This window comes from Streptomyces sp. NPDC058796 (assembly GCF_042745235.1).
Classification (GTDB): Bacteria; Actinomycetota; Actinomycetes; order Streptomycetales; family Streptomycetaceae; genus Streptomyces.
In genome coordinates this window covers 57,717-79,933 of the sequence record NZ_JBHYOP010000011.1, presented here as the reverse complement: position 1 = coordinate 79,933, position 22,217 = coordinate 57,717, and the positions used below count along the sequence as shown (strand labels likewise).

At 74.8% G+C, this 22,217-nt stretch carries 21 protein-coding genes; 9 read left to right on the top strand and 12 right to left on the bottom strand.

The window, feature by feature from the left end:
* Nucleotides 1–152: 152 nt before the first annotated feature.
* The 3 genes from ACFW47_RS26465 to ACFW47_RS26455 all read left to right on the top strand — a co-directional run bounded on the left by ACFW47_RS26465 (nucleotide 153) and on the right by ACFW47_RS26455 (nucleotide 4,862).
* Entirely contained in the window at nucleotides 153–1,598 is a 1,446-nt protein-coding gene (locus tag ACFW47_RS26465) for a PLP-dependent aminotransferase family protein (protein ID WP_386307342.1), read from the top strand.
* A 152-nt stretch (nucleotides 1,599–1,750) separates the two neighbouring features.
* On the top strand, nucleotides 1,751–3,337 hold the full coding sequence (locus ACFW47_RS26460; RefSeq protein WP_386285554.1) for an alkaline phosphatase D family protein: 1,587 nt from the start codon (nucleotides 1,751–1,753) through the stop codon (nucleotides 3,335–3,337).
* A gap of 175 nt (nucleotides 3,338–3,512) precedes the next feature.
* Nucleotides 3,513–4,862 (top strand): GNAT family N-acetyltransferase, encoded by a 1,350-nt coding sequence (locus ACFW47_RS26455; RefSeq protein ID WP_386285555.1) that lies wholly within the window; start codon nucleotides 3,513–3,515, stop codon nucleotides 4,860–4,862.
* A gap of 20 nt (nucleotides 4,863–4,882) precedes the next feature.
* Here the strand turns inward: ACFW47_RS26455 and ACFW47_RS26450 are convergent, their stop codons facing one another.
* The gene (locus ACFW47_RS26450; protein ID WP_386307341.1) at nucleotides 4,883–6,106 is read right to left on the bottom strand and encodes a trans-sulfuration enzyme family protein; all 1,224 of its coding nucleotides are present in this window, start codon (nucleotides 6,104–6,106) and stop codon (nucleotides 4,883–4,885) included.
* A 60-nt stretch (nucleotides 6,107–6,166) separates the two neighbouring features.
* Here ACFW47_RS26450 and ACFW47_RS26445 point away from each other — a divergent pair, with 60 nt between their 5' ends.
* Nucleotides 6,167–6,658 (top strand): Lrp/AsnC family transcriptional regulator, encoded by a 492-nt coding sequence (locus tag ACFW47_RS26445; protein WP_386285559.1) that lies wholly within the window; start codon nucleotides 6,167–6,169, stop codon nucleotides 6,656–6,658.
* Nucleotides 6,659–6,736: 78 nt separating this feature from the next.
* Complete coding sequence (locus ACFW47_RS26440) at nucleotides 6,737–8,425, top strand: DUF885 domain-containing protein (protein ID WP_386285564.1); 1,689 nt, start codon at nucleotides 6,737–6,739, stop codon at nucleotides 8,423–8,425.
* Nucleotides 8,426–8,435: 10 nt separating this feature from the next.
* Here ACFW47_RS26440 and ACFW47_RS26435 read toward each other — a convergent pair whose 3' ends face one another.
* The 3 genes from ACFW47_RS26435 to ACFW47_RS26425 form a co-directional block, all read right to left on the bottom strand.
* Nucleotides 8,436–9,281: an SDR family oxidoreductase gene (locus ACFW47_RS26435; protein ID WP_386285566.1), complete on the bottom strand. Its 846-nt coding sequence runs from the start codon at nucleotides 9,279–9,281 to the stop codon at nucleotides 8,436–8,438.
* A 75-nt stretch (nucleotides 9,282–9,356) separates the two neighbouring features.
* A complete protein-coding gene (locus ACFW47_RS26430; protein WP_386285568.1) occupies nucleotides 9,357–9,875 on the bottom strand; it encodes an immunity 21 family protein in 519 nt (172 codons plus the stop codon).
* A 21-nt stretch (nucleotides 9,876–9,896) separates the two neighbouring features.
* On the bottom strand, nucleotides 9,897–10,373 hold the full coding sequence (locus ACFW47_RS26425; RefSeq protein WP_386285570.1) for a rhodanese-like domain-containing protein: 477 nt from the start codon (nucleotides 10,371–10,373) through the stop codon (nucleotides 9,897–9,899).
* 125 nt (nucleotides 10,374–10,498) lie between these two features.
* On the opposite strand from ACFW47_RS26425, the gene ACFW47_RS26420 reads away from it, so the two are divergent.
* Entirely contained in the window at nucleotides 10,499–10,945 is a 447-nt protein-coding gene (locus tag ACFW47_RS26420; RefSeq protein WP_386285572.1) for an Lrp/AsnC family transcriptional regulator, read from the top strand.
* 26 nt (nucleotides 10,946–10,971) lie between these two features.
* Here ACFW47_RS26420 and ACFW47_RS26415 read toward each other — a convergent pair whose 3' ends face one another.
* From ACFW47_RS26415 to ACFW47_RS26400, 4 genes are all read right to left on the bottom strand, one after another.
* Nucleotides 10,972–13,965, bottom strand: coding sequence for an AAA family ATPase (locus tag ACFW47_RS26415; protein WP_386285574.1), 2,994 nt, complete (start codon nucleotides 13,963–13,965; stop codon nucleotides 10,972–10,974).
* Nucleotides 13,962–15,125, bottom strand: a complete 1,164-nt coding sequence (locus ACFW47_RS26410) for an exonuclease SbcCD subunit D (protein WP_386285576.1) — start codon at nucleotides 15,123–15,125, stop codon at nucleotides 13,962–13,964. Before ACFW47_RS26410 ends, ACFW47_RS26415 begins: the two co-directional genes overlap by 4 nt.
* 107 nt (nucleotides 15,126–15,232) lie before the next feature.
* Entirely contained in the window at nucleotides 15,233–15,859 is a 627-nt protein-coding gene (locus tag ACFW47_RS26405) for a YigZ family protein (RefSeq protein ID WP_386285578.1), read from the bottom strand.
* A gap of 74 nt (nucleotides 15,860–15,933) precedes the next feature.
* The gene (locus ACFW47_RS26400) at nucleotides 15,934–16,644 is read right to left on the bottom strand and encodes a hypothetical protein (RefSeq protein WP_386307339.1); all 711 of its coding nucleotides are present in this window, start codon (nucleotides 16,642–16,644) and stop codon (nucleotides 15,934–15,936) included.
* Nucleotides 16,645–16,793: 149 nt separating this feature from the next.
* On the opposite strand from ACFW47_RS26400, the gene ACFW47_RS26395 reads away from it, so the two are divergent.
* Nucleotides 16,794–17,201 (top strand): CoA-binding protein, encoded by a 408-nt coding sequence (locus ACFW47_RS26395; RefSeq protein WP_386285582.1) that lies wholly within the window; start codon nucleotides 16,794–16,796, stop codon nucleotides 17,199–17,201.
* A gap of 80 nt (nucleotides 17,202–17,281) precedes the next feature.
* Nucleotides 17,282–18,505, top strand: coding sequence for a 4-hydroxybenzoate 3-monooxygenase (locus ACFW47_RS26390; RefSeq protein WP_386307337.1), 1,224 nt, complete (start codon nucleotides 17,282–17,284; stop codon nucleotides 18,503–18,505).
* A gap of 29 nt (nucleotides 18,506–18,534) precedes the next feature.
* Here the strand turns inward: ACFW47_RS26390 and ACFW47_RS26385 are convergent, their stop codons facing one another.
* Complete coding sequence (locus ACFW47_RS26385; protein ID WP_386307335.1) at nucleotides 18,535–18,894, bottom strand: ArsR/SmtB family transcription factor; 360 nt, start codon at nucleotides 18,892–18,894, stop codon at nucleotides 18,535–18,537.
* 68 nt (nucleotides 18,895–18,962) lie between these two features.
* Here ACFW47_RS26385 and ACFW47_RS26380 point away from each other — a divergent pair, with 68 nt between their 5' ends.
* On the top strand, nucleotides 18,963–20,018 hold the full coding sequence (locus ACFW47_RS26380) for a cation diffusion facilitator family transporter (RefSeq protein WP_386307334.1): 1,056 nt from the start codon (nucleotides 18,963–18,965) through the stop codon (nucleotides 20,016–20,018).
* Nucleotides 20,019–20,021: 3 nt separating this feature from the next.
* Here ACFW47_RS26380 and ACFW47_RS26375 read toward each other — a convergent pair whose 3' ends face one another.
* From ACFW47_RS26375 to ACFW47_RS26365, 3 genes are all read right to left on the bottom strand, one after another.
* Nucleotides 20,022–20,579 carry a YbaK/EbsC family protein gene (locus ACFW47_RS26375; protein ID WP_386285590.1) on the bottom strand — a complete coding sequence of 186 codons (558 nt, stop codon included), beginning with the start codon at nucleotides 20,577–20,579 and terminating at the stop codon, nucleotides 20,022–20,024.
* Between the two features lie 43 nt (nucleotides 20,580–20,622).
* On the bottom strand, nucleotides 20,623–21,195 hold the full coding sequence (locus ACFW47_RS26370) for a helix-turn-helix domain-containing protein (RefSeq protein WP_386285592.1): 573 nt from the start codon (nucleotides 21,193–21,195) through the stop codon (nucleotides 20,623–20,625).
* A 132-nt stretch (nucleotides 21,196–21,327) separates the two neighbouring features.
* Nucleotides 21,328–22,131, bottom strand: a complete 804-nt coding sequence (locus ACFW47_RS26365) for an acyltransferase (RefSeq protein WP_386285594.1) — start codon at nucleotides 22,129–22,131, stop codon at nucleotides 21,328–21,330.
* Nucleotides 22,132–22,217 lie beyond the last annotated feature (86 nt).

Sequence of the window (22,217 nt, the reverse complement as noted above, 5' to 3'; positions counted from 1 at the left end):
GGATTGCGCGTACGATTCCGGGGCGCGACATCGGCCCGCCCCCTCGCTGTGGTCTCTCACTCCGGTTTACGCACCAAGGGATCCAACCCCTCGTAAAGTGTGGGTGATTGAGATGACGTGGTGCAGACATGATGTTCGGGGGGACTTCCTTCATGACGCCGTCGACCGGTCCGGGCGGCCCTCCGGGCTCCGCCGCCGCCAGCGCGGCCTGGGAGTTGCTGCTGCCCGCCGCCTCGGCACCGGCACGCGCGCGTGGCCGCGCCCTGCAGGAGGCCCTGCGCGACGCGGTCCGCTCGGGCCGGCTCGCGCCGGGCACCCGCCTCCCGTCCAGCCGGGACCTGGCGGCCGACCTCAAGGTGTCGCGGGGGCTGGTGACGGAGGCGTACGAGCAGCTGACGGCCGAGGGCTATCTGCGCAGCGGGCGGGGCGCGGGGACGTGGGTGGGGGACGCCGTGCGGGCCGCCCGTCCGCGCGCGCGTGATCTCGCCCCGCGCTCCCCCGCCGATCGCGTCGACTTCGTGCCGGGGACACCGGATCTGTCGCTCTTCCCGCGCTCGGCGTGGGCCGCCGCGCAGCGGGGCGTGCTGACGGAGCTGCCGCACGAGAGCCTCGGCTATCCCGACCCGCGCGGGCTGCCCCGGCTGCGGACCGCGCTGGCCCAGCTGCTCGCGCGGCGCCGGGGCGTGGTGGCCGACCCGGAACGGATCATGGTGGTCTCCGGGGTGGCGCAGGCGACGGCACTGCTCGCGAGCGTGCTCCACGCGCGCGGGGTGCGCGCCACCGGCGTCGAGGACCCCGGCAGCCCCCAGCACGACGCCCTGTACGCGTCGGCGGGCGTGGACACCGTGCCGCTGCCGCTGGACGACGAGGGGCTCGCCGTCGGCCCGCTGCACGCCTCGGGCGTACGGGCCGTGGTGACGACTCCGGCCCACCAGTTCCCCACCGGGATCGCCTACTCCGCGCACCGGCGCGGTGAGCTGCTGGACTGGGCACGGTCCGTGGACGGCCTCGTCCTGGAGGACGACTACGACGGCGACTTCCGGTACGACCGTGCCCCCGTGGGCGCACTCCAGGGGCTCGACCCGGAACGCGTCGCCTACACGGGTTCGGTCAGCAAGTCGCTCGCTCCGGGACTGCGGCTGGGCTGGCTGCTGGTTCCGGAGTGGCTGGCGGACGACGTCGTCGAGCGCAAGCGCACCACGGATCTCGGGCATCCGGCCCTCGACCAGGCACTCTTCGCCCGCTTCGTGGAGCGCGGCGACTACGACCGCCAACTGCGCGCCTGCCAGCGCGCCTACCGTGAGCGGCGCGACGCCCTGGTGGCCGCCTTGGAGGAGTACCTTCCCGGCTCCCGGGTGTCCGGCATCGCCGCCGGACTCCATGCCATCGCCACCCTCCCCGAGCGGTACGGCCCCGAGGAGCGCTTCCTCGCGCGTGTGACGGAGGCCGGGGTCGCCGTGCGCTCGCTGGCGGAGTACACGCACGGCGCGGGTGGTGACGACGCGGCGGCGAAGGAGGTGCGGCTGGTGCTCGGGTACGCGCACCTGACACCGAGCCGGATTCGTGCGGGGGTGGAGATGATGGGCAGGGCCGTGTGACGCGGGGCGGGTGAGGTGGTTGCACGCGCGCGGGCGGCCGGTTGTTCACACGGAGTTTCCGTGACCGCCGCGCCGCACCAGTAGGTCTGGCCGTGCACACTGGCCTCGTCGCTGGCCGGATCCCGTCCCTGGACGTCCCTGGAGGCGCATCCATGTCACACCGTCCGTTGCCCGGTCGCCGCAGCGTGCTGCGCGGCTCCCTCGCCGCGTCGGCGGCCCTCACCCTGCCCACGGCCCTCGGCGCCGCGCCGGCGTTCGCGCGTTCCGGGCGGCCGGGCGCGGGCTGGGGCGTGCAGACGGGAGACGTGACCTCCCACTCGGGTCTGGTGTGGGTACGGTCCGACCGGCCGGCCCGGATGATCGTCGAGACGTCCGCGACCGAGTCGTTCCGCAACCCGCGCAGATGGCGCGGCCCGCTGCTCGGGCCGGACACGGACTTCACCGGCACGACCCGGCTGCGCGGCCTGCCGCCCGGCGAGCAGATCCACTACCGTGTGCTCCTCGCCGACCCGGACGACCCGCGCCGCACCGGCGAGCCGGTGCCGGGCACCTTCCGCACGGTGCCGGTCCGTCGGCGCGAGTCGGTGCGCTTCGTGTGGTCCGGTGACCTGGCGGGCCAGGGCTGGGGCATCAACCCGGACATCGGCGGCTACCGCATCTACGACGCGATGGGCGCCCTGGACCCGGACTTCTTCCTGTGCAGCGGCGACAACGTCTACGCCGACGGGCCCATCGCCGCGACGGCCGAGCTGCCCGGCGGCGGTACCTGGCGGAACATCACCACCGAGGAGAAGTCCAAGGTCGCCGAGACCCTGGCCGAGTTCCGCGGCAACTTCCGTTACAACCTGCTCGACGAGAACCTGCGCCGCTTCAACGCCCGGGTGCCGTCGGTCGTCCAGTGGGACGACCACGAGGTCCGCAACAACTGGTACCCGGGGCAGACGATCGCTGAGACGGACAGCCGCTACACCGAGAAGAGTGTGGACGTGCTGGCCGCCCGCGCCCGGCGCGCGTTCGCCGAGTACTTCCCGATCTCCACGCTGCGCCCCGGCGCGCGGGAGGGCCGCGTCCACCGGGTGCTGCGTCAGGGGCCGCTGCTGGACGTGTTCGTGCTGGACATGCGGACGTACCGCAATGCCAACTCCTCCGGCGACCAGGGCGTGGACCCGCAGGGCATCCTCGGCCGCGAGCAGTTGGAGTGGCTCAAGCGGGAGCTGTCGCGCTCGCGCGCGGTGTGGAAGGTCATCGCCGCCGACATGCCGATCGGCCTCGTCGTGCCCGACACCGGCGAGGGGCGGGCGAACATCGAGGCGATCGCGCAGGGCGACCCCGGCGCGCCCCTGGGGCGGGAACTGCAGATCGCCGAGCTGCTGCGCTTCGTCAAGCACCGGCGGATCACCGGCACGGTATGGCTGACGGCCGACGTGCACCACACCTCCGCCCAGCACTACCAGCCCTCGCGTGCCGCCTTCACCGACTTCGAGCCGTTCTGGGAGTTCGTGTCCGGGCCGCTCAACGCGGGTGCCTTCCCGGCCAGCGCCCTGGACGGGACCTTCGGCCCGGAGCGGGTGTTCGTGAAGGCGCCGACCGCCTCCAACGTCTCCCCCGCGGAGGGCTACCAGTTCTTCGGCGAGGTCCGGATCGACGGTGACAGTGCCGAGATGACGGTGCGTCTGCGCGAGCAGGACGGCACGGTGCTGTTCACGAAGGTGCTCCGGCCGGGCCGCGTCGGCCAGTAGGGTCCCGTAGCCTGTCGGTGGTGTCGCGCACCGGCGTCATCCCCCGGTGCGCGACCCGGCCCACCCCATGGGTGAATTGCGATGAATATCCCCACAAGCCTTCTTTACCCATCCGTCACAGGGCGTTCGTGATCAGGCAACACCGTTCCTTCACAGTGGCCGCATGAGTCGAGACATGTCCGATGTGACGGATGCCGTGGCCCGCCTCGTCGAGCACGGTCCCGGGGTGCCCGTGATGCTGCTGGCCTCGGTGGCGGCGCTGATGACCACGGCGGGCTTCCGGAGTTGGCGGACACGGCGCCACGGGCACGCACCGCCCGCGGACGATACCGGCTCCCGGCCGCCGTCCGCGGCGGCCGGGAGCCGGGGCGACGCCGAGCCGGGCGACGCTGGAGCGACCGGTGCCGCGACCGGTGACGGCACCGCCGGCACCGCTCTGTGGCGGATGCGGACGACGGTGCGCGACGCGCCCGGGTCGCTGGCCGTGCTCTGCGCCGCCCTCGCCGAACGGCGGGTCGACATCCTGAGCCTGCAGACGCACCCGCTGGCCGAGGGCACGGTGGACGAGTTCCTGCTCCGCGCCCCCGGCGCACTGACGGCGTCCGGGCTGACGGACGTGGTGTCGGCGGCGGGCGGTGCCGACACGTGGACCGAGCGGGCGGACGCCCACGACCTGGTGGACGCCCCGGCCCGGGTGCTGGCCCTGGCGGCCCGTACGGCCCAGGACACGGCTGAACTCCCGTTGGCCTTGCGGCAGTTGCTGGGCCGCTGCACCATCCGGTCGCTGCCCGCGGCGGCCGTGGGACGTACGGCCGGGGACGTGCCGCCGGAGGGGTCGCTGGAGGACACCGTGCTGCGGCTGCGCGCCCCGGAGGGCGGGGTGATCAGTGTGGAGCGGCCGTACCTGCCGTTCACCCCGGCCGAGTTCGCCCGGGCGCGGGCCCTGGTCGAGCTGGACGCCCGGCTCGGTCCGCGCGTCCCGCGCGGCCGGGACGTGCTGACGCTGCCCGAGGGGAGCGACATCACGGTCCGCCGGGCCGACACGCGTGACGTCGCGGCGGCGAAGGCGATGCACGAGCGCTGCTCCGCGCGGACGCTCGGCATGCGGTACCACGGCCCGGTCGGGGACGCCGACCGGTATCTCGACCATCTGCTCAGCCCGCGTTTCGGCCGCACCCTCGCCGTGCAGACGGCGTCGGGCCGGATCGTCGGGCTCGGTCACCTGCTGTGGGACGGGGACGAGACGGAGGTCGCGCTGCTGGTCGAGGACGCGTGGCAGCACCGGGGCATCGGCGGCGAACTCCTCGGCCGGCTCGTGGCCATGGCCGCCGAGACGGACTGCGCGAGCGTGTACGCGGTGACGCAGGCGTCGAACACCGGCATGGTCGCCGCGATGCGCGGCCTGGGCCTCCCCCTCGACTACCAGATCGAGGAGGGGACCCTGGTCATCACGGCGCGTCTTGACCCGGCGGCCCGGGCCGCGGCGCGGCTGCCGCGCGGGGAGCGGATCGGCCGGGACTGCTGAGCCGCCCCGGCAGGGGGGCGTCACTCGGCCCGTGCCAGCGCCTCCCGCAGCGGGACCGCTTCGGCGGCCCGCTCCCCCAGCGCCTGGTCCAGGTCGGCCCACAGGTCGTCGACGTCCTCCAGGCCGACCGACAGCCGCAGCAGCCGGTCGCCGACCCCGGCGTCCCGGCGGTCGTCGGCGTCCACGATGCGGTGGCTGATGGACGCCGGGTGCTGGATGAGCGTGTCGACGCTGCCGAGGCTGACCGCGGGGGTGATCAGGCGGACCCGGCCGATCACCTCGTGCGGGTCGCCGTGGACCTCGAAGGAGACCATCGCGCCGCCGATGCGCGGATAGTGCACGCGGGCCACCCGCGGGTCGGCGGCGAGCCGCTCGACGAGCGCGGCGGCGTTCGCGGAGGCGGCCCGTACCCGTACGGGCAGGGTGGACAGCCCGCGCAGCAGCAGGTAGCCGGCCAGCGGGTGCAGCACGCCGCCGGTGGCGAAGCGGACCTGCCGCAGCCGTCCGGCGAACTCCTCGTCGCAGGCCACCACGCCGGCCAGCACGTCCCCGTGCCCGCCGAGGTACTTGGTGGCGCTGTGCAGCACCAGCCGGGCGCCGTCCTCGGCGGGCCGCTGGAGCACGGGGGTGGCGAAGGTGTTGTCCACGAGCAGCGGCACCGAGCCGCAGGCGTGGGCGACGGCCCGCAGGTCGGCCTCGGCCAGCGTGGGGTTGGCCGGCGACTCGACGAGCACCAGGCCGGTGTCCGGGCGCAGCGCGTCGGCGATGCCGGCCGGATCGGTCCAGGTGACCTCGGACCCGAGCAGCCCGGCGGTCAGCAGGTGGTCGCTGCAGCCGTACAGGGGCCGTACGGCGACCACGTGGCGCAGTCCCATCGAGGCACGGACCAGCAGGACGGCGCTCAGGGCGGCCATGCCGCTGGCGAAGGCGACGGCGGCCTCCGTGCCCTCCAGCCGGGCCAGGGCCGTCTCGAAGCGGGCGACGGTCGGGTTGCCGAGGCGTCCGTAGACCGGCGGGCCGTCCGGGTCGGCGCCGGTGGTGGCGAACGCGTCGATGCGGGCGGCCTCGCCGCGGCTGTCGTACGACGGGTAGGTCGTCGACAGGTCGATGGGCGGGGCGTGCAGTCCCCGGGCCGCGAGATCGTCGCGGCCGGCGTGCACGGCCTCGGTGGCCAGTGCCCTGCCCGTGGGTGCGGTGGAGCGTACGTCGTCGGGTGGTGACGTGTGCGTGCGCGCGGAATCCATGGACCGAAGGGTGAACACCGACCGGGCCGGTGGGACCGGATCCCGTGCTACGTTCGGCCGATGGCGGAACCTGTCGTACTCGATCCGGTGGACCTCCATCTGCTGCGGCTGCTGCAGAACGACGCCCGGACCACCTACCGCGACCTCGCCGCCCAGGTCGGGGTCGCCCCGTCGACCTGCCTGGACCGGGTGGCCCGGCTGCGGCGGGCCGGGGTGATCCTCGGGCACCGGCTGGAACTGGACCCGGCCCGGCTGGGGCGCGGCCTCCAGGCGCTGCTGTCGGTGCAGGTGCGGCCGCACCGGCGGGAGCTGGTCGGCCCGTTCGTGGACCGGATCCGGGCGCTCCCGGAGTCGCGCACCGTCTTCCACCTCACCGGCCCGGACGACTACCTGGTCCACGTCGCGGTCGCCGACATGGCGGACCTGCAGCGGCTGGTCCTGGACGAGTTCACCTCCCGGCGCGAGGTCGCGCGCGTCGAGACGCGGCTGATCTTCCAGCAGTGGGAGTGCGGCCCGCTGCTGCCGCCCGCCCCGCCCGACAGCACGCCCTGAGCGAAATCCGGCCGCCCGCGGCGGCGGCCCGGGGAAAGCGGGCTGACGCGGTACCGGGATCCGTACGAGGATGTCCGCATGTCAGAGACCAAGAGCCCGCTGCCCCGCGAGGTCGCCGACGCCTACGTCGACGAGCTCATCGCCCTCGACCCGGTCACCGGTACGTTCCTCGGCGTGGAGGAGAGTTCCAGTCGCCTGCCCGACCTCTCACCCGCGGGTCAGGAGGCGCTCGCGGAGCTGGCGCGGGCCACGCTGGCCCGACTGGACGAGGCGGAGCGCCGGCCCGGCGGGGACAGTGACGTCGAGCGGCGCTGCGCCCGGCTGCTGCGCGAGCGCCTGAGGGCCGGGCTCGCCGTGCACGAGGCGGAGGAGGGCCTGCGCTCGGTCGGCAACCTGGGCACCGTCGCGCATTCGGTGCGCGAGGTCTTCACGGTGACGCCGACGCGGACCGACGAGGACTGGGCGCGGATCGCCGAGCGGCTGCGCGCGGTGCCGGCGGCACTCGGGGGCTACCGCGAGTCCCTGGCCCTGGGCCTGGAGCGCAAGCTGCACGCGTCTCCGCGCCCGACCGCCGCCTTCGTCGAGCAGCTCGGCGAGTGGGCGGACACGGGCGAGGGCCGGGGCTGGTTCGAGGACTTCGCGTCCGCCGGTCCGGACGCGCTGCGCGCGGAGCTGGACGAGGCGGCGCGGGGCGCGACCGCGGCCGTGGTGGAGCTGCGCGACTGGATGCGCGACGTGTACGCGCCGGCGATCGAAGGTGCCCCGGACACGGTGGGGCGCGAGCGCTACGCGCGCTGGTCGCGCTACTACAACGGCACGGACCTGGACCTCGACGAGGCCTACGCGTACGGCTGGGCCGAGTACCACCGCCTGCTCGCCGAGATGAGGCAGGAGGCCGAGAAGATCCTGCCCGGCGCCGAGACCCCGTGGGCGGCGCTGGCCCACCTGGACGAGCACGGCAAGCACATCGAGGGCGTCGACGAGGTCCGCGACTGGCTGCAGGGCCTGATGGACCAGGCGATCGAGTCGCTGGACGGCACGCACTTCGAACTCGCCGAGCGGGTCCGGAGGGTGGAGTCGCGGATCGCCCCGCCCGGCAGCGCGGCGGCCCCGTACTACACGCCCCCGTCGGAGGACTTCTCCCGCCCCGGCCGCACCTGGCTGCCGACGATGGGCCTGACCCGCTTCCCGGTCTACGACCTGGTCTCCACCTGGTACCACGAGGGCGTGCCGGGCCACCACCTCCAGCTCGCGCAGTGGGCGCACGTCGCCGAGGACCTGTCCCGCTACCAGGCCTCCGTGGGCATGGTGAGCGCCAACGCCGAGGGCTGGGCGCTGTACGCGGAGCGGCTCATGGACGAGCTGGGCTTCCTCACGGACGCCGAGCAGCGGCTCGGCTACCTGGACGCGCAGATGATGCGGGCGGCCCGGGTCATCGTGGACATCGGCATGCACCTGGAGCTGGAGATCCCGGCGGACTCGCCGTTCCACCCGGGCGAGCGCTGGACGCCGGAGCTGGCCCAGGAGTTCTTCGGCGCGCACAGCAGCCGGCCGGCGGACTTCGTGGAGAGCGAGCTGACCCGGTACCTGACGATCCCGGGCCAGGCGATCGGCTACAAGCTCGGTGAGCGGGCGTGGCTGCTGGGCCGGGAGAAGGCCCGCGAGCGGCACGGTGACGCCTTCGACGCGAAGGCCTGGCACATGGCGGCGCTCTCCCAGGGTTCGCTGGGCCTGGACGACCTGGTGGACGAGCTGTCGCGGCTGTGAGCCGGACCGCTCAGCGCCGGAAGCCGCCCTCCGAGTCGACAACCTGTCCGGTGACCCACTCCGCCTCGTCCGTGGCGAGCCACGCGACGAGGCGGGCCGGGTCGTCGGGCATGCCCCACCGCCCGGCGGGGAAGAGCGCGGCGATGGCGTCGTAGTCCTCGCCCGTCATGTAGTCGGTGTCCACGGGCCCGGGGTTGACCGCGTTCACGGTGACCGCGTGTTCGACGAGGGCCGTGGACAGGGAGCGGGTGATGGAGGCGAGGGCGCCCTTCTGCAGCGCGTAGGCGATCTCACCGGGCATGCCGCCCGCGATGTCCTGGCCGGAGGTCATCATCACGACGCGTCCGCCGGGCGTGCGGGGCGGCAGCGCGGCGCGGTGCCGGGCGTAGGCCTGGACGAGGAGCAGCACCGAGCGGGTGTCGACCTGCCAGTGGGCGTCGAGCATCGCGGCGTCGATCGTGTCGAGGGTGCCGTCGGAGCCGCTGAGGGCGTGGTTGGCGACCAGGACGTCCAGCCGGCCGCCGAGCGCTTCGGCGGCCGTGTCGAGGAGTTCGCCCGGTGCGGCGGGGTCGGCCAGGTCGCCGGGGCCGGCCACCACGGTGGCGTCCGGGTCGCCGAGCGCGGCGCGCACGGAGGCGGCGACGTCCTCGGGCCGGTCGGCGCCCCACGGCATGACGGCGTCGTGCGGGACGTGGTGGTGCAGGTAGACACTGGCCCCGTAGGCGGCGAGCCGCCGGGCCACGGCGTGGCCGATGCCGCCGCGCCGGCTGGCGCCGGTGACGAGGGCGGTGCGGCCGCGCAGGGGCAGGGGGTCGCGGCGCAGTTCTTCGGGGGCGGGGTGCGGAAGTCGGGGCATGGGCATCCATGATGGACGGCGCGCCGCCGGTGCGCATTCCAATATCACCGCGGCGGTACCCATCGCGCCGGGCGGTTACCGGTCCGCGAGCCGCCGCAGTCGCACGACGGTCAGCCAGGTCTCCGGTCCGGGGCGCACCTCGGCGGCCCGCACCGCGTAGCGGCCGGGGTCGAGGGCGACCCGCACGTGGTCGGCACGGTCGCAGGCGGTGCCGGGCCAGGCGGCGTCGAAGAGGAGGACGGACCCGGGTACGTGCCAGGACACTTCGGGCCCCCAGTCGGCCGTGTCGAGAGCCTCGGCGACGCCGGCCAGCGCTTCCTCCTCGGAGTCCGCGGCGCACCAGCGGACGAAGGTTCCGTGACCGGCGAGATAGGCGGTGGAGGCGGGTTCGTCGCCGAGCACCAGGGCGGTGGAGTCCCCGACCGGGAGGAGCCCGACGTGGCCGTCGACCTCGCACGCCCGGTCGTAGTCGGAGGCGGTGTCACCGCCGTCGGCGCCGGTCCAGAACGGCAGGACCGTCTCCGGGACCGCGATGAGCGGACCGCCGCCCGACTCCACCCACTCCACCGCGCCCGGCTCCGCGTATCGCACCATGCGGCGAAACCTACACGCCCGTCAGCAGCCGCAGTCGGCCGCGTCCACCGGGACGGTCAGGGGGTCGGCGGTGCGGCGCGCGGTGCCCTCCCGCGTCTCGTGGGTGAAGCCCTCGCGCACCCAGTACTCGAAGCCGCCGAGCATCTCCTTGACCCGGTAGCCGAGTTCGGCGAGGGCGAGGGCGGCGCGGGTCGCGCCGTTGCAGCCGGGGCCCCAGCAGTACGTCACGACCGGCACGTCTCGGTCGAGGAGCAGGCCGGCCTGTTCGGTGATGAGCGCCGTGGGCAGGTGGACGGCGCCGGGAACGTGGCCCTGGTCCCAGGAGTCGGTGGAGCGGATGTCCACGAGGACGAATCCCGGGTCGCCGCCGGCCGCGAGCGCGGCGGCGACGTCGGAGACGTCGGTGTGGAAGGCGAGGCTCGCGCGGAAGTACGCGGCGGCTTCGGCGGGGGGCGCGGGGGCGACGCGCAGGACGGGGTTGGCGGTGGTGGCGGTCATGGTCTTCCGGCCCTTCCTCGGTGGATCTCCTGACCGCAAACCTATGGTCGGCGAGCAGGTCACCAGAAGCGAGATTCCCCGGCCTGCCCATGCCTTCGCCGGGGATTCACTGGTACTTCTCCCGGATGACGACGTATATCCCGGACACCACCGACTGGCTCATCCTCGACGCCCTCCAGCGCAACGGGCGGGCGGGCTACGCCGAGCTGGCGCGTGCCGTCTCGATGTCCGCCAGCGCGGTGACCGAGCGGGTGCGCCGGATGGAGGAGGCGGGGATCATCCAGGGGTACACGGCGGTCGTCGATCCGGAGCGGCTGGGGCTGCCGATCCTGGCCTTCGTGCGGCTGCGCTACCCGGTCGCCAACTACAAGCCGTTCCACGACCTGGTGGCGGTGACCCCGGAGATTCTGGAGGCGCACCACGTGACGGGTGACGACTGCTTCGTCATCAAGGTCGCGGCCCGTTCGATGCGGCACCTGGAGGAGGTGTCCGGCCGGATCAGCGCGCTGGGGTCGGTCACCACGAGCGTCGTCTACTCCTCGCCGCTCCCCCGCCGGCCGCTGGGCCGCTGAAGTACCGCCCGGGTGTCCGGCCCACCTCAGCCGGTGCCCCGCTGCCGCAGCACCGACCCCGACCGCCCCTTCACGACCTCCAGTTGGGCGTGGACACGTCGGCGGAGGTCGGCGACGTGGCTGACGATGCCGACGCTGCGGTCCCGCTCGCGCAGTGCGTCGAGTACGTCGAGGACTTCGTCGAGGGTCTGGTCGTCGAGGCTGCCGAAGCCCTCGTCGATGAAGAGGGTGTCCAGGCGCACACCGCCGGCCTCGTCCGTGACGACGTCGGCGAGGCCGAGCGCGAGGGCGAGCGAGGCGAAGAAGGTCTCGCCGCCGGAGAGTGTGGACGTGTCGCGCTCGCGACCGGTCCACGCGTCGACCACGTGCAGACCGAGGCCGCTGCGGCCGCGTCCGGTGCGGTCGTCGGAGTGGACGAGGGTGTAGCGGCCGGAGGACATGCGCTGCAGTCGGGCGGTGGCGGCGGCCGCGACCTGTTCGAGGCGGGCCGCCAGCACGTACGACTCCAGGCGCATCCGGCGTTCGTTCTCCGCCGAGGTGCCCGCGGTCAGGGTGGCGAGGCGGGCGACGCGGTCGTGCTCCTGTCGCAGCGGGGCGAGGCGGCGCACGGAGGCGGTGGCGCGGGCGGAGAGCCGATCCAGCTCGGCGCAGCGCCGGGCGGCGGCGTCGCGGGCCGAGGCGGCGTCGCGCAGGCGGCGGCCGGCGGCGGCGGCGGCGCGTTCGGCCGCGGCCGGGTCGGCGGGCGGGCGCTGGGCCGCCGCGGCGGTGTCGGCCTCGGTGAGGACGGCGCGGACGGCGGCCTCCTCCGCTTCCCAGGCGTCGAGCCGGCGCTGCAGTTCGCGGCGGGCGTCGTCGTCGAGCAGCGCGGCGGCGGCTTCGCGCGGGGTGTCGAAGCCCGCGCGGAAGGCGGCGTCGGCCAGGCGGGCGTCGGCGTCCTTGAGCCGCTGTGCCGTGTCCTCGGCGAGCCGTGAGGTGTCGGCGGCCTCGGTGAGCAGCGCGGCCCGGCGTTCGAGCTGCGCGGCCCGGGCCGCCACACTGCCGGCGGTGCCGCGGACCCGCACCAACTCCTCCTCCAGTGCCGCCCCTTCCGTCTCCAGCCGTTCCCGGTGGGCGACCCGGGAGGCGGCCCGTACGGCCGCCTGCTGCTGGGCGGCGATCCGCCGCTCGCGCTCCTGCTCCGCCCGGCGCAGTTCCTCCTGCGCGGCGTGCAGTCCGGAGGCGGCCTCACGCGCCTGCGAGTACAGGCGCTCCAGTTCCTCGGCCTCCCCGGCCAGCCGTGCGGTGGTCGCGTCCCCGGCCTCCGCCGTCGCGGCGGCCAGTGCCTCCCGTACGGTGCCCAGGCGCCGCTCGGCCTCCGCCCGGCGCTCCTCGGCCGTCTGGTAGGCGGCGAGCGCGCGCTCCTCGGCCTCGCGGTCGACGTGCCCGGCGATCTTCCGGGCGGGGGCGGGGTGTTCGGTGGCTCCGCACACCGCGCACGGCGTGCCGTCGGTGAGGCCGGCGGCGAGTTCGGCCGCGATGCCGCCCAGTCGCTGTTCCTTGAGGTCGAGCCAGTGGGCACGGGCCTCGACGGCACGCTCGGCCGATTCGAGCGCCTGCCTCCCCGCCTCCTCCGTGTCCAGGGCGAGCCGGTCCCGCTGCCGGGCGGCCTTCAGCCGGCGCTGGGCCGGGTCGCGCCGCTCGGCGAGCTGTTCGGCACGGGTCGCGGCCTCCTGGGCGTCCTGGACACGTGCCTGGAGCCGGTCGCGGGCGGGCTCCCAGCCGGCCAGCCAGGCCTCCGCCTCCCGCAGGGCTTCGTCGTCGGCGCGTTCCTGGCGGTCCAGTCCGGCCCGCTCCTCGGTCAGCCCGGCGAGGCGCTGTTCGGCCCGCCGGGCGGCTTCGAGGCCGCCCAGCTCCTCGGCGGCCCGGCGGGCGGCGGCGGCCAGTCCGGCGGCACCGGCGTCCGCGAGGTCGTCCGGCAGCAGGGCACGCGCGCGGGTCTCCGCGTCCCCCGCCCGCCGGTGTTCGGCGTCGGTGGCGTCCCGCAGCTCCAGGGCCGGGGCCACCGCCTCGGCCTTCCGGCTCCGCTCCAGGCGCTCCTGCGCCGCGCGGTGGGCGTCGGCCCGCTCGGCCAGCCGCCCCGCCCGCTCCCGCGCCTCGGCGAACCGCCGCTGCAGCCGGTCCAGTTCCCGTACGTCGCCCAGTTTCCGTTCGGCGGCGGCCTGGGCGGACTCGGCGGCGGCGAGCCGGCTGTCGGCGACGGCCAGCAACTCCCGGGCGGTGGAGCGGGCGACGGCGGCGGAGCCCAGCACGGCCTCGGCCAGACCGGGATCGCCCGGGGCCAGCTCCGGCAGTTCCATGGCCCCGCCGGCGGCCTGCTGCATCCGGTGGGCGTCGGCCAGCAGCGCGGCGTCGCCCTCGCGCACCCGCGCCTCGGTCGCGCGGCGCCGCTCGGCGAGGCGCTTCTCGACCTCGGCGAAGCGCCGGGTGTCGAAGAGCCGGCCGAGCAGCTTGCCGCGGGCCTCCGCGTCGGCGCGCAGGAAGCGCGCGAAGTCGCCCTGCGGCAACAGCACGACCTGGCAGAACTGCTCCCGGCTCATGCCGAGCAGTCGGGTGATCTCCTCGCCGATCTCCTGGTGGGAGCGGCTGAGGTCCTTCCAGGCCCCGGTGCCCGCGTCGTACTCCCGCAGCCAGGTCTGGGCCTTGTCGACGGTGGTGCCCTTGCCGCGCAGCTTGGGCCGCTCCCAGGGCGGCTGCCGGGTGACCTCCAGCCGCCGTCCGGCGACGGTGAGTTCGAGGCGCACCTCGGTGCGGGTGCCGACGGCCGCGTGGTCGCTGCGCAGGGTCATGCCCTGGCCGCTCTGGCGGGCGCCGGGCACCGAGCCGTACAGCGCGTAGCAGACGGCGTCGAGGACGGAGGTCTTGCCCGCGCCGGTCGGTCCGTGGAGCAGGAAGAGACCGGCGGCCGACAGGTCGTCGAAGTCGACGCTCTGCGATCCGCCGAAGGGCCCGAAGGCGGTGATGTCGAGCCGGTGCAGTCTCACCGGGCCACCTCCCGCAGGGTGTCGTCGGCGCGCACCGCGTCGAAGGCGTCCCGCAGCACGGCCTGTTCATGATCGTCGGGTCCGGCGCCGCGCACGTGGCTCACGAAGTCCTCGGCGATCTGCTGGTCGCTGCGGCCGGCGAGGCGCCGCGCGTAGGACACCGCCGGGTCGTCCGGGGCGCGCTCGGGATCGAAGACGAGGCTCAGGGTGTGCGGGAAGCGTTCGGTGAGCCGGGCCATGGGGTCGGCCGGCCGGACCGGGTCGGTGAGGGTCGCCTCGACCCACGCCTCCTCGTGCGGGGTGAGCTCCGGGTCGGCGAGCAGCTCCTCCAGGGTGCCGCGCAGGCGAGCGAGCGCGCGCGGCACCGGACAGTCGACGCGTTCGGCGGTCACCGCGCCGTCGGCGTCCAGGTCGACGAGCCACATGCTCTTGCGGTGCGCGGCCTCGGAGAAGGAGTACGGCAGGGGGGAGCCGGAGTAGCGGACGCGCCCGGTGAGGGTCTGGCAGCCGTGGAGGTGGCCGAGCGCCACGTAGTCGACGCCGTCGAAGACGCCGGAGGGCACGGCGGCGACTCCGCCCACGGTGATGTCCCGCTCGCTGTCGCTCTGCTCGCCCCCGGTGACGAAGGCGTGCGCGAGGACGACGGAACGGGTGCCCCGCGCGCGCGTGGCGAGGTCGGCCCGGACCCGGTCCATGGCGGCGGCGAGCACCGCCTCGTGGCCGGCCTTCTCCACCCCGAACTCGGCCTTCACGAGAGCCGGTTCCAGGTACGGCAGCCCGTAGAAGGCCACGTCTCCGTACGCGTCGGGCAGCACCACCGGGGACCCGCACCCCGCCGGGTCGGTGCGCAGGTGGATGCCGGCGCGGTCGATGAGCCCGGCACCGACGCCGAGGCGGCGGGCCGAGTCGTGGTTCCCGGAGATCATCACCGTGGGCACACCGAGGCCGGCGAGGCGGTGCAGGGCGTCGTCGAACAGCTCGACCGCGGCGAGCGGCGGGACCGCCCGGTCGTACACGTCTCCCGAGACGACCACGGCCTCGACACCGTGCTCGCGCACGGTCTCCACCAGGTGGTCGACGAACCCGGCCTGGGCGCCGAGCATGTTCACCCGGTGGAACGCCCGGCCGAGGTGCCAGTCGGAAGTGTGCAGCAGTCGCATGATCCCCGAGACTAACGGCAGGGTCCGACAGCCCGGGCGGTTACTCCCGTTTCGCCCTTCAACCCCCGCTCCACAATGTCCGTTAAGCCCTTATTGCCCACACCGATTCAGGCATCCCCGTACGCCTCCCCGCCCAGCTCGAACCCGGCCGATCCCGCGGTGGCGTCCGCGAGCCAGGCCCGGAAGGCGTCCACGTCGGCCTCCGGCAGACCGATCTCGATGGTGACCGCCTCGGCGTACCGGACGTCGCGCACCGCGCGTCCCGCCGTGCGCAGGTCGTTCTGGAGCTTCCCGGCGCGCTGGTGGTCGACGGTCACGGTGGCCAGGCGGAACCGGCGGCGGGTGAGGGTGCCCAGGTCGTCCAGGGCCTCGCCGACAGCGCCGCCGTAGGCGCGGATGAGTCCGCCCGCGCCGAGCTTGACCCCGCCGTAGTAGCGGGTGACGACGGCGACGACGTAGCGCATGTCACGGCGGAGCAGCATCTGCAGCATGGGGACGCCGGCGGTGCCGCCGGGTTCGCCGTCGTCACTGGCCTTCTGGACCGCGGCGTCGGCCCCGATCACGTACGCCCAGCAGTTGTGGGAGGCGTCCGCGTGCTCCTTGCGCACGCCCGCGATGAACTCCTGGGCCTCCTGCTCGGTGGCGGCCGGGGCGAGGGCGCACAGGAAGCGGGAGCGGTTGATCTCGGTCTCGTGCACACCCGCGCGGGCGACCGTGCGGTACTCGTCCTGCATCCGCCCACCCTATGTGCTCGCCGGGTCCCGCCCCTCGGCGCGGCCGTCCCGGCCGGGGGCGAGGGCGGCGGCGATCACTGCGGGGCCCCGACGTCCCGGGCGAGGTGGAGGCCGAGGAAGCGGTCGGCATGGGCGTAGGCCTCGAACCGGGCTCCGTCGGGCAGGTCCGGTGCGGTCTCCACGTGGCGCAGGACCCGCAGCACCCCGGGCGCGTCCACGTCGTCCTCCCAGGCGGCCCGCAGCCGGTCGCGCACCTCGCCGGGCACGGGGCGCGACGGCTGCCGCGCCCAGGCGGCGACCGCGCGGCGCCAGCGGGCGAGGGTGTCGCGGGCGTCGTCCAGCGCGGTCGCGTCGAGCTCCACGCGCGCGTGGTGGTTCCGTGCCAGCAGGGCGAGACGCAGGGCGTCGGGGCCGGAGAGGTCGGGCGCGGGCGGGTCCGCGGTGGCCACCGCGACCGTCGTCCCCTCGGGAGCGGCGCCGCCCTCGCGCACCACGTGCACGGTCTGGCCGGCGCCCGGACCGGAGGCGGCGGCGTCCTCCAAGGGGCGGATGCCGAGGGCGGCCGCCGCCTCGCGCAGTCGGGCCCCGTCCTCCCCGTCGCCCAGCAGCGCCCACGCGGGCGTGCCGTCGAGTTCCAGGGCGCGGACGAGCAGGTCGGCGACGAGCAGCACACGCACCCCGGCCGTCCCGGGGCCCGGCGCGTGGACCTGGACCCGGGTGGGGCCCCGCCGGGCGGGGGCGGCGGGAACGAGCTGTCCGGTTCGGGCGTCGATGATGCGCAGCACGGGGTGAGCGTAGGCGTGGTGGGGCCGTGCCGCACCGGGGCGCGCTCGCCGGCCCTCCCGTGCCGCTCGGGAATCCCGGGGCGGCGCCGTTCGTTGCCCCACCGGAAGGCCCGACACGCGAGCCGTCCACGAGTCCAAGGAGGCCGCCGGTGTACGGCGACGAGGCAACCGTCCGCAAGATCCTCACCGAGCTCGGCGACACCTGGGCCGTGGTCGGCCTGTCGTCCAACCGGCAGCGCGCGGCGTACGGGGTCGCCGAGGTGCTCCAGCGCTTCGGCAAGCGCGTCGTACCCGTGCATCCCAAGGCGGAGACGGTGCACGGGGAGCGGGGTTACGCCTCCCTCGCGGACGTCCCCTTCGAGGTGGACGTCGTGGACGTCTTCGTCAACAGCGAGCTGGCCGGAGCGGTCGCCGACGAGGCGGTCGCGAAGGGCGCCGCGGCCGTCTGGTTCCAGCTCGGTGTGATCGACGAGGCCGCGTACGAGCGGACCCGGGCCGCGGGCCTGGACATGGTGATGGACCGCTGCCCCGCGATCGAGATCCCGCGGCTCGGCTGAGTCCGCCGGGCTCTGGTCCGCGCCACCGCGCCTGACCCGCGCCCCTCCCCCGGGCCGTCCACCGCAGGCATAATGTCCGCGTGACCGCAGCGCCGCCGCACGCCGAAGCCGTTGCCGCACAGCACTTCCCGGTCGTCGTCGTGGGCGCCGGCCCCGCCGGGCTCACCGTCGGCAACGTCCTGCGCGCCGCCGGGGTCGACTGCCTGGTCCTGGAGACCGAGACCCGCTCGTTCATCGAGCGGCGGCCCCGCGCCGGGGTGATCGAGGAGTGGGCCGTACGGGGTCTGGAGCGGCGCGGGCTCGCACGGGTCCTGCTGGAACGGGCGCAGCGGCACACCGCGTTCGAGTTCCGGTTCGCCGGGGAGCGGTACCGGTTCGAGTACACCGCGCTGACCGGTTCTCACCACTACGTCTACCCGCAGCAGTTCCTCGTGACGGACCTGGTGCGGGAGTACGCGGACGTACGGGGCGGCGAGGTCCGGTTCGGTGTCCGCGACGTCCGCCTGCACGGGCTGGAGGCGGGTAGGCCCTCGGTGTCGTACGTGTGCCCCGACTCCGGCGGACGGCGGGTCGTGGAGGCCGCGTTCGTGGCGGGTTGTGACGGTGCGCGCGGGGTGACGCGTGCGTCGCTGCCGCCCGGACGGGTCCGCACGGCCCGTCACGACTACGGCGTCGGCTGGCTGGCGCTGCTCGCCGAGGCCCCGCCCTCCTCGGACTGCGTCGTGTTCGGCATGCACCCGAGCGGTTTCGCCGGCCACATGGCGCGCAGCCCCGAGGTGACCCGGTACTACCTCCAGTGCCCGCGGGGCGACGATCCGGCGAACTGGTCTCACGAGCGGGTCTGGTCCCAGCTGCGGGAGCGGCTCGCCGCGTTGGACGCGCGGCCGCTCGAGGAGGGGCGGCTGATCGAGAAGCGCGTTCTGGACATGCACGGGTACGTCGTGGAGCCCATGACCTTCGGGCGGCTCTTCCTGGCCGGGGACGCGGCCCACCTCACCGCGCCCGTCGCCGCCAAGGGCCTCAACCTCGCCCTGTACGACGCCTTCCGGCTCGGGGACGGCCTTGTCGCGCACCTCACCCGGGGCGACGACAGCGGTCTGACCGGCTACTCGGACGCGTGCCTCGCCCGTGCCTGGGACTACCAGGAGTTCTCCCAGTGGCTGGCGGAGCTGTACCACGGGACGGCTTCGGGCGACCCGTACCGGTCGGGCGCCGCGCTCGCCCGGATGCGCCGCCTGTTCGCCTCGCGGGCCGCGGCGGTCGCGTTCGCCGAGCAGTACCTCGGCACCCGTACGACGGACTGAGCCATCCGCGCGGCGGCTCGCGCCCGGGTTCAGTCGTGCAGCGGCCGGTCGCGGAGCCGGTGGTCGGCCACGCTCAGCGCCTCGTCGACCAGGCGGCGCAGATGCCCGTCGCGCAGGGCGTACACGACCCGGCGGCCCTCCTTGCGGGTGCTCACGAGTCCCGCGAGCCGCAGCCGGGCCAGGTGCTGACTGACCGCGGGCCGCGCCGCGCCGCACACCTCGGTGAGGGTGGTGACGTCGGCCTCCCCCTCCAGCAGGGCGTGCAGCATTGTGAGGCGGGTGCGGTCCCCGAGCAGGGCGAGGACCTCGGCGGCGAGCGTGAACTGCTCCTCGCCCGGTCTGCGCGGATGCGCATCGTCCGCAGGTGACAGGTGCATGCGTGCGCTCATACGCACATAATGGCGTCGTGGACGCCCCGCCTCCACCCACCGCACCGGCACACCGGAAGGGGCACCCCGTGAGCGACCCGCACCGGCACCACCACGGCCACGACCACGACCACGACCACGACGAGCAGACGCGGGCCCACCGCCGGTGGCGCCGCCTCGCGCACCGCCTCACCCCGCACTCCCACGAGAGCGCCGACAAGCTGGACCCGGCGCTGGAGTCCTCGGCCCGCGGGCTGCGCGCGCTGTGGGTGTCGCTGGCGGTGCTCGGTGCGACGGCGGTGGTCCAGGCGGCCGTGGTGGCGGTCTCCGGGTCGGTGGCGCTGCTGGGCGACACGGTGCACAACGCCGCGGACGCGCTGACGGCCGTGCCGCTGGGCGTCGCCTTCGTGCTCGGACGGCGCGCGGCCACCCGGCGGTTCACGTACGGTTACGGGCGCGCGGAGGACCTGGCGGGCATCGTCATCGTGCTGACGATCGCCGCCTCCGCGGTCCTCGCGGGGTGGACGGCGGTGGACCGGCTGCTCGATCCGCGCCCGGTGGCGCACCTCCCGGTGGTGGCGGCGGCCGCCCTGGCCGGGTTCGCCGGGAACGAGTGGGTGGCCCGGTACCGGATCCGCGTGGGCCGGGAGATCGGCTCCGCCGCGCTGGTCGCCGACGGGCTGCACGCCCGTACGGACGGTTTCACCTCACTGGCCGTGCTGCTGAGCGCGGGCGGGGCGGCACTGGGGTGGCGGCTCGCCGACCCGGTCGTGGGGCTGGCGATCACGGCCGCGATCGCGCTGGTGTTGCGGGACGCGGCACGCGAGGTGTTCCGGCGGGTGATGGACTCCGTCGATCCGGCGCTGGTGGACCGTGCCGAGCGGGCACTGGCCCGGGTCCCCGGCGTGCACGGAGTGGGTGAGCTGCGACTGCGCTGGATCGGGCACCGGCTGCGCGCCGAGGTCGCTCTGGTGGTGGACGGCGAGGTGACGGTCCGCCAGGCCCACCGCATCGCCGTCGAGGCCGAGCACGCCCTGCTGCACGCCGTACCGCGCCTCACCGCGGCCCTGGTCCATGCCGATCCGGCACCGGTGCCCGGCGAGAAGGACCCACACCTCGCGCTGGCCCACCACGCCACCGGGTGAGCGTCAGGCGACCCCCAGCCCTTCGAGCACCACGGCCCCCGGCAGCTCGGCGAGGGCCTTGCCCGGCACCAGGAGCTTGCCGCGCCGGCGTCCGCTGCCCACGAGGACGTAGGGCAGGTCGACGACGGCGGAGTCCACCAGCACGGGCCAGTCGCCGGGCAGGCCGACCGGGGTGATGCCGCCGTACTCCATGCCGGATTCGCCGGTCGCCGTGTCCATGGACGCGAAGGAGGCCTTGCGGGCGCCCAGGTGACGACGTACGACACCGTTGACGTCGACCCGGGTGGTGGAGAGCACCACGCAGGCGGCGATGGTCGTGCCGCCGCCCCGCTTGCCGGTGACCACGACGCAGTTGGCGGACTGCTCGAGCAGCTCACGACCGTAGTGCTCGACGAAGGTGGCGGTGTCGGCCCACTCCGGATCGGTGTCGACGTAGACGATCTGGTCGGCGGGGACGCTGCCGCGCCAGTGGCGTACGGCGTCGGCGACCGGGCGGGTCAGTTCGTCGAGGGCGTCCGGGGCGGGCTTGGCGCTGTCGAAGTTGCCGATGGGTGCGTGCATGGCGGCACGCTAACAACAGCGGGGGCCGCGCCGAACGGCCGTCTCAGCGGACGGGCGGCACCGAGACCGCCATGATCATCTCCATCGGTGCGTCGCCCTCGTTGCCGTAGGTGTGGGGAGTGTCGGACTCGAAGGAGGCGCTCGCCCCCAACGGGACCCGGTGGGCCACGCCGTCGACGGTGAGCGTGAGTTCCCCGGCCGTGACGTGCACCAGCTCGACCGTGCCAGTGGGGTGCGGGTCGGACGGGCTGCTCTCACCCGGCATCAGCCGCCACTCCCACATCTCCAGCGGGCCGGGCGCTTCCCTCCCGGCGAGCAGCCGGCTGAAGCTGCCCGCGTCCGTGTGCCAGAGCCGTACCGCCTGCTCGGCGGGTACGACGCGGACCGTGGGCCCCTGCTCCCAGTCGAGAAGGGTGGTGATGCTGACGCCGAGGGCGTCGCCGATCTTCACGACCGTGCCGAGGCTGGGGTTGGTGCGGGCCTGCTCGATCTGGATGAGCATGCCGCGGCTGACACCCGCCCGCGCGGCGAGCGTCTCCAGGGTGAAGCCGCGCTCGGCGCGCCAGCGCCTGACGTTGCGCGCCAGGGACTGGGTCAGCAGTTCGAGGTCCGCCACTTTCCGTCCATGCGTTGGTTCGCTGATCCGGGCGACGCGGTGCAGTGCCCCGGACCGCCGTCGGCCGCGCCCGGACGTTCACCGAACTCTACTGCGGGGCGCTCTGGACCGTACTGCCGGACGCCCGAACGCTCAGCTCTCGGCCGCCGGTTCCGCCAGTTTCCCGGCCGACGCCGGCCGGTCGTCCAGGTCGGCGAGCCGGGCCACCGCCTCGTCGTCCAGCTGCGACAGCGCCCGGAGCTGTCCTGGCGTGATCCCGTCGGGTATCGGCACGGGGGCCGGCGTCCGCAGGGGCGGCTGCCAGCCGTCGCCGGGCGTCCAGCGCCGTACGACTCGTGCGGGGGCGCCCGCCACCACGGCGTGGTCGGGGACCGTGCCCCGGACCACCGCGCCGGCGGCCACCACCACGTTCCGGCCGACGCGTGCGCCGGGCAGGATCACCGCGCCGGTGCCGATCCAGCAGCCGGGGCCGATCTCCACCGGGTCCATGCGGGGCCACTGCTTGCCGATGGGCTGGTGCGGGTCGTCGTAGGAGTGGTTGGTGGAGGTGACGTAGACGTACGGGCCGAAGTAGCAGTCGCTGCCGATGGTGACCGTGGTGTCCGCGATGACGTGGCTGCCGCGGCCCAGGACGACTCCGTCGCCGATGCGCAGGATCGGCTCGGGGCCCAGGTCCAGGTCGGGCATGAGCCCGGCGGTGAGGGTGACCTGCTCGCCGATGATGCAGTGGGCGCCGACGTGGATCCAGGGCTCGCCGAAGACCGTGCCGAGGGGGAAGGCGAGGCGGGTGCCCGTGCCGAGGGCGCCGAAGCGGAAGCGTCCGGGGTGTGCGGCGGTGACGGAGCCGGTGCGCTGCACCCAGGCCCAGCCCGCGTGGACGGCCCGCTGCGCGAGGCGGGTCCGCCAGGAGGAGAACGTGTTCTTGCGCTTCGGCACCCGCTCACGGTAGTCCGCGTGCGCTACGACCATGACGCGGGAGGGCTGTGATCTTCACCCCACCGGGTGGCGTACGGTGCCGTACA

Excerpts from the sequence above, each read along its gene's own strand:
- ACFW47_RS26465 (WP_386307342.1), top strand. The coding sequence starts at position 153 with ATGACGCCGTCGACCGGTCCGGGCGGCCCTCCGGGCTCCGCCGCCGCC.
- ACFW47_RS26460 (WP_386285554.1), top strand. The coding sequence starts at position 1,751 with ATGTCACACCGTCCGTTGCCCGGTCGCCGCAGCGTGCTGCGCGGCTCC.
- ACFW47_RS26455 (WP_386285555.1), top strand. The coding sequence starts at position 3,513 with ATGTCCGATGTGACGGATGCCGTGGCCCGCCTCGTCGAGCACGGTCCC.
- ACFW47_RS26450 (WP_386307341.1), bottom strand. The coding sequence starts at position 6,106 with ATGGATTCCGCGCGCACGCACACGTCACCACCCGACGACGTACGCTCC.
- ACFW47_RS26445 (WP_386285559.1), top strand. The coding sequence starts at position 6,167 with ATGGCGGAACCTGTCGTACTCGATCCGGTGGACCTCCATCTGCTGCGG.
- ACFW47_RS26440 (WP_386285564.1), top strand. The coding sequence starts at position 6,737 with ATGTCAGAGACCAAGAGCCCGCTGCCCCGCGAGGTCGCCGACGCCTAC.
- ACFW47_RS26435 (WP_386285566.1), bottom strand. The coding sequence starts at position 9,281 with ATGCCCCGACTTCCGCACCCCGCCCCCGAAGAACTGCGCCGCGACCCC.
- ACFW47_RS26430 (WP_386285568.1), bottom strand. The coding sequence starts at position 9,875 with ATGGTGCGATACGCGGAGCCGGGCGCGGTGGAGTGGGTGGAGTCGGGC.
- ACFW47_RS26425 (WP_386285570.1), bottom strand. The coding sequence starts at position 10,373 with ATGACCGCCACCACCGCCAACCCCGTCCTGCGCGTCGCCCCCGCGCCC.
- ACFW47_RS26420 (WP_386285572.1), top strand. The coding sequence starts at position 10,499 with ATGACGACGTATATCCCGGACACCACCGACTGGCTCATCCTCGACGCC.
- ACFW47_RS26410 (WP_386285576.1), bottom strand. The coding sequence starts at position 15,125 with ATGCGACTGCTGCACACTTCCGACTGGCACCTCGGCCGGGCGTTCCAC.
- ACFW47_RS26405 (WP_386285578.1), bottom strand. The coding sequence starts at position 15,859 with ATGCAGGACGAGTACCGCACGGTCGCCCGCGCGGGTGTGCACGAGACC.
- ACFW47_RS26385 (WP_386307335.1), bottom strand. The coding sequence starts at position 18,894 with ATGAGCGCACGCATGCACCTGTCACCTGCGGACGATGCGCATCCGCGC.
- ACFW47_RS26375 (WP_386285590.1), bottom strand. The coding sequence starts at position 20,579 with ATGCACGCACCCATCGGCAACTTCGACAGCGCCAAGCCCGCCCCGGAC.